This is a genomic window from Nocardia uniformis NBRC 13702 (assembly GCF_001613345.1).
Classification (GTDB): domain Bacteria; phylum Actinomycetota; class Actinomycetes; order Mycobacteriales; family Mycobacteriaceae; genus Nocardia; species Nocardia uniformis.
The window spans coordinates 1-1,553 of sequence record NZ_BDCE01000138.1; the positions used below are offsets into that span (position 1 = coordinate 1).

The following is a 1,553-nucleotide window of genomic DNA, read 5'->3' on the forward strand; positions in this document are numbered from 1 at the left end:
CGGAATTTGTCAAGGTGAGTGAGTCCAGCGGGAGTTATGCGGCTGCTGGTTGTTGATCCTCCTGGGTGGGTGGGTTGATCCATGCCGCGGTGGGTAGGTCGATGATCTTCGGTGCGGCGGTGATGCCGCCGAATCGGTGCGGATTGCGGGCGCGGGCCGCGGCCAGGGTCGCGCGGCGGTCGGTGTCGCGGGCTGCGGCCAAGTCGTAGAACACCTCGGCTGGGGTATGCAGCCCGATGCCGGTGTGGCGATGGTCGTGGTTGTACCAATCCACGAACCGATCCATGAAATCGCGTGCGTGCCACACGGATCCGAACCTGGCCGGGAACTCGGGCGCGTATTTCAGGGTCTTGAACCAGGCCTCGGAGAACGGATTGTCGTTGCTCACCCGGGGCCGCGAGTGCGAGCGGGTGACCTGCAGATCAGCAAGCAGAGCGGTCACCGTTTTACTGGTCATCGCGGTGCCTCGATCGGCGTGGACCACCTGCGGGATGCCGTGGGTCCCGAAGATCTCTTCCATCAATTCCGTTGCCAATACGCCGGATTCACGGGTGTGGACGTGGGCGCCGACGATGTAGCGGGAGTAGATGTCGATCATCACGTAGGCGTCGTAGTAGACACCCTTGCTCGGGCCGGCCAGTTTGGTGATGTCCCAGCTGTAGACCTGCCTGGGTCGGGTCGCGACCAGTTCCGGACACGTCGATTGCGGGTGCCGGGCCAACCGTCTTCGCTCCTTGACCTGCGCATTCTCGGCGAGAATGCGATACATCGTGGACACCGAACACAGATAGGTGCCTTCGTCGAGCAGCATGGCCCACACCGTCAAGGGTGCGTGATCGACGAACTCGGCGGAATTGAGCACCGCCAGCACTCGGGCGCGTTCGGCGTCGGTGAGTTTGTTCACCGGCACCGGTCTCGACGCTCGGAGCTGCTGTCCGAGAGCGGTTTTGGTGCGTCGGTGGGCTGTCGAACGGTTGATCCCGGTCAGGATCGCGGCCCGGCGGGTGCCGACCGTGGCTTCGACGAGCTGGCCATAGGCGATCATCAGCGCTTGCGTCGCGGCGGGTCCTGCTCCGCGCTCTCGGAGATCGATTCCAAGAGCGCGTGCGCTTTTCCCATAATGTCCAGAGCGGCATCGGTGGTCGCGATCCGCTTGTTCGCCGCGTCCAATTCCTTTTTCAGACGCGCGATTTCGGCTTGTTCGGCGGTGAGTTTACCGACCTTGGTGGCCGGATCGGCCGGGTCGAGAACGCCCGCGTCGCGTTGTTTGCGCCACTGGCCGATCGTCGAGGAGTACAAGCCCTCGCGCCGCAGATACGCCCCGCCCTCACCGGTGGCGACCGCGGCCTCATACGCGGCCAGATGCGCCAATTTCTCGGCGGCGGTGAACGCCCGCCGGCCAGGGCGGCCCGAGCCGCGTGAAGAGGAACCCATGCGCCCAGTCTCGCGCATCGGCATTGCCGTAGTCATCGTGGATAAGATCCGATCTCGCCCCGCGTCAGGCAGAAGAGTTGCTGCGTACCGGTGGACTCAACTCACCCTGACACGCAGGG

1 protein-coding gene is annotated in these 1,553 nt (G+C 64.4%); it reads right to left on the reverse strand.

The features are described from left to right. Positions 1-34: 34 nt before the first annotated feature. A protein-coding gene (locus NU1_RS39840; protein ID WP_157553677.1) for an IS3 family transposase occupies positions 35-1,434 on the reverse strand; the annotation gives its coding sequence in 2 pieces (ribosomal slippage) (positions 35-1,090 and positions 1,093-1,434; 1,398 coding nt in all). Positions 1,435-1,553 lie beyond the last annotated feature (119 nt).